Source organism: Caldisericum sp., from assembly GCA_022759145.1.
In the GTDB taxonomy this organism is placed as follows: domain Bacteria; phylum Caldisericota; class Caldisericia; order Caldisericales; family Caldisericaceae; genus Caldisericum.
The window spans coordinates 1-4,128 of record JAEMPV010000067.1 but is presented as its reverse complement, the minus strand read 5'-3'; the positions used below and the strand labels follow the sequence as shown (position 1 = coordinate 4,128).

The following is a 4,128-nucleotide window of genomic DNA, read 5'->3' as shown; positions in this document are numbered from 1 at the left end:
TTTATGATGATAAAGGCACATTTCTCAAAAACTTCTTTCGTGGTATAATTGATGGCTTGAGAAACAATCTGGATAATTTTCCTTTGCAATAAAAATAACGCTTGTAATATTGTCCTGATTTAAAATGCCAATCTTACGTATCTCGGTTTAAAAATCCTTGTGTTATTTTATCCTTGTAGATTCATCTTTTTGGAAAGTTTTTTGTTCTCTTTAGACATATATGCTTTGTTTCTAGAAAAAAATTCTTATTTACATTGTCTATACTTTTTAAAAACATCAACACAATAAGAAAGTTTAAAACAATTTTAAATTAAAAAAAATTCTAAAAACATAGCCGTTCAGTAATAATCAGTTTTTTTAGAGTTTTTTGTGCATATTTAACTTGTGCACCCTCTTGACAAATTTTAAAATACACATACACTGTTTATTGGAGAGAGGAAAGGCGAAGATATCCGAAGAAAGTTTTGGTTGCCTCGCTTCGGATGGAGCCAATGGCAAAACCGGTCCCCCTCAAAAGAGAGGATAGGATGGAGAATAAAAAACGGGGCAACGCAGTCTTTAGTTCAAATCAATTAGTTTCTATTGTTATTTCTTTTCTTATTTTTTTACCCCGTCTATAATTTTCCATCTTAGTTATTAATTAAAATTTAGAGAAAGAGAAGGCTAAGAAGCCTGGATAAGATTTGGATGCCTAAAGCCAGGTGGAGCCAATGGCAAAACCGGTCTCTTTCATGCAGAAGGGGGAATGTATGGAAAAAGACGGTTTTGTGTATTTAGAGGCTCAAGAGCTTAACAAAGCTTACACTATGGATCTTTATTGTCTTACTTTCTTATCAAGGGATGTTCTTTTGGCATCTATTTTTGAAAAAGGAGGTGATGCCATATTAAAAACATGGAGCGGAAAAGATATATATCAATAAAAATTCGCGAGAGGAGGATGGATTTATGAAAAACAAGTTTAGATTTAAAACATTTTTAGGGGGTATTTTAGTAGGATTAATTATCCTATCGGTTATTTTTGGTTTCTCCCAGAAGGCGTTTGGTGGAAGTTATGACCTCACGACTGATAATCCTCAAATATCCTACACAATAGAAGGGGCAATTTGGGAAAGATTTCAGCCTATTGACCCTACGGGTAGCGGTGTTTTTAACTCATTCCTGAGAGTACAGAAAAATGGTACTGAAAGAGGATACAACACCGATTATAGGCCACTTCAATTTGATGAAAATTCTTCAGCGGCATTCACACATAGTTATAAACTTAAAGATGTCCCTATGGTAATTAAAGGTGGCGTTATCTACAGGGAATTCCAGCTTGATATAAACGAGCAAAACAGTGACCCTCAATGGTATTTAAGCCTTAATAAATTTCAAGTGTGGGTAACAAACAATCCTAACATCACAGGTTATAGTGAAAGTTCTAACGCTTTTACATCAGGTTCAACAAAAGTCTACGACCTTGGTGATAACTGGATAAAAATGGATTACAGAGCAAACGCTGGAAGTGGTAAGAGAGATTACAAAGTTCTTATCCCTCAGTATATGTTCGATGGAAAGACAGGAGATTATGTAGTAATATTTACCCGATTTGGGGATAACTTCCCATCTGACGATGGTTTTGAAGAGTGGGGCGTTGCCGTTTATCCAGGCACTATATCAGGTTATAAGTTTAATGACCTCAATGCAAACGGTGTTTGGGATGCAGGTGAACCTGGTATTAACGGATGGACTATAAAGCTTGACGGTGGCTCAACTCATTTGACAGCAGTTACTGCAAACGACTCAAACGGAAACCCTGGTTATTACAGTTTTACGGTTCCTGCAGGAACATATACTATTTCAGAAGTTAACCAGTCAGGATGGATTGAGACTTATCCATCCGGCAACTCATACACGGTCGCATTAGGAAATGGCGAAATTGTTTCAGGCAAAAACTTCGGTAACTTCCATCCGCAACCTTCAATCTCTATAACAAAAACAGGCGACACCCTTTCAAAGATTGGTGATAAAGTCTACTACACAATCACTATTACAAACACTGGAAACATAGACCTTGAACACATAAAAGTCACTGATACGCTCCTTGGCGATATTTCTTCTTACTTCCCTTCAGCTCTTGCAACAGGTGAATCTGCAACATATACATATGAATATGCCGTCCCAACAACTGCAAGTGATCCTATGATAAGCACTGTTACAGTCCATGCAGACCCAGCACCTTTATTTGGGACTGACCTTACAACTGATGTTACAGCAACTGCTACCTGGGAAACGAACCTATTCCAGCCTAACTTCACAGTGACAAAGACTGGCAATACCCTTTCAAAAATCGGTGATACAGTCCACTACACAATCACAGTAACCAATACAAGCTCAACGGATACACCAGAGATGACATTCCACATAACGGATACCATGCTTGGTATTGATGAGACAAAGGTTATTGCAAACGGTTCCTCTTATACCATTGAGAAGGATTTCGTTATTCCAGAAGGTGCCTCAGATCCATTTGTGAACACGGTAAATGTCCATGCAACAATTGCAGGCTTCCCGAATACATACGATAAGAGTGCTACCTGGGAAACGAACCTATTCCAGCCTGCAATAGAGATAACCAAAACTGGAGACCCAATAAGCAAAGTTGGAGACACAATTACATACACAGTGACAATTACCAACAAAAGCTCGGAAGATACTCCACATCTTGTATTCGATAGTTTTACAGACTCGCTTGTTAGCGGCATTACTCTTCCAGTAGAATTAACAAACGGACTTGACTACGAAGAATCTGTCACATTCACTTACACATACACTGTGAAGACGGGAGATCCAGACCCACTTTCAAACACTGCAACAGTGCACTTCCATCCATATGGATTCCCTAATGATATATGGGGAAGTTCAACATGGTCTGTCGATTTGGTGCATCCGAACACCAAAGTTTCAATTACACCTAATACCTGGGAAACCTTCCCTGGCGGAAACGTTATACTTACAATCACTGAACAAAACACTGGTGATTGCCCAATTGAAAATGTTAAGGTCACTCTTAACCCAGGTGCAGTTGAATTTGAAAAATCTTCTTCATACTATGTAAGTGGGGATACAAACGATAATGGAATTCTTGATGTCGGTGAAACCTGGACATGGGTTTACCAGACTACAATAACTGCTGATACAACCTTCTCAGTAACAGGTTACGGAAATCCTGTTGGACTTTCAAACGAAATCACACCTCCAAATTACCCAGATGAATATGCAGAAGTTACAGTAAAAGTTAAAGGCGCTACTCGTACATTAGGCTTCTGGCAAACCCACCTCGATTTCACAACCTATGTCTTTAATAACTACTGTGGAAGTTATATAGACCTTGGTTGGAAGAAAGTTGATAGCATTGATAAAGTTATGGGTATATTCTGGGCAAATGTTGCTAAAGATTCCACTGGAAAGAAGCGTTCTGCTCTCGACCAGGCAAGAATGATTGCAGGACAGCAAGCACTTGCTGCAATTCTCAATAGTTCTATGAAAGGTAGTGCACCACTTCCAGCAGGATACAACTTAACAACAATTGCAAATACGCTTGCTGGAACTGACATTAATGCGATAAAGACTTTGGGTTCTGTGCTTGGTGCATATAACCAGAGTGGCGACACATTTGCACTTGACCCATCACTTCCACCTACAGGAAGGGCAAATCCAATTGATGCAAGGAAGATTGCAAACATCCCATTTGCAGATTAGTTAAGTCATCTAAGTTTGTTGCAAACAGGGGGCTTAGCCCCCTGTTTTTATTAAATGAGAAAAGCACAGAATTTTTGAGAGCCTATTTGATTTGTGTGGTTTACGCTCACTTTATAGTTAATTCCAGCATTTTCTGAGGTAGATTTCACTTCAAATTATAATTGTTATTCACTTTTCTCCTATTTAAATGGCTTTTGAATTAGACTTCTATTTAAAGCAAAGTTTTTTAACATTTTTGAGCATATTTGATTTCTAAAGGTTTGTTTTCATTGTTTTCTTCTACGACAATAAAGGCGCATTTCTCAAAAATTTCTTTCGTGGTATAATTAATAGATTGAGAAACAATATGGAGGTTAAAAATGGGTAAGAAGATTTTAATTTCGGTTG

2 protein-coding genes and 2 riboswitches are annotated in these 4,128 nt (G+C 37.9%); both genes read left to right on the top strand.

Annotated features, from left to right (window positions below; all coding sequences use genetic code 11):
- Positions 1-429: 429 nt before the first annotated feature.
- Positions 430-515, top strand: a riboswitch (cyclic di-GMP riboswitch).
- A gap of 134 nt (positions 516-649) precedes the next feature.
- Positions 650-734: riboswitch (cyclic di-GMP riboswitch) on the top strand.
- Complete coding sequence (locus JHC30_04735; protein MCI4463460.1) at positions 711-920, top strand: hypothetical protein; 210 nt, start codon at positions 711-713, stop codon at positions 918-920. It overlaps the preceding riboswitch by 24 nt.
- Positions 921-945: 25 nt before the next feature.
- Positions 946-3,741, top strand: coding sequence for a DUF11 domain-containing protein (locus JHC30_04730; GenBank protein ID MCI4463459.1), 2,796 nt, complete (start codon positions 946-948; stop codon positions 3,739-3,741).
- Positions 3,742-4,128: the final 387 nt, after the last annotated feature.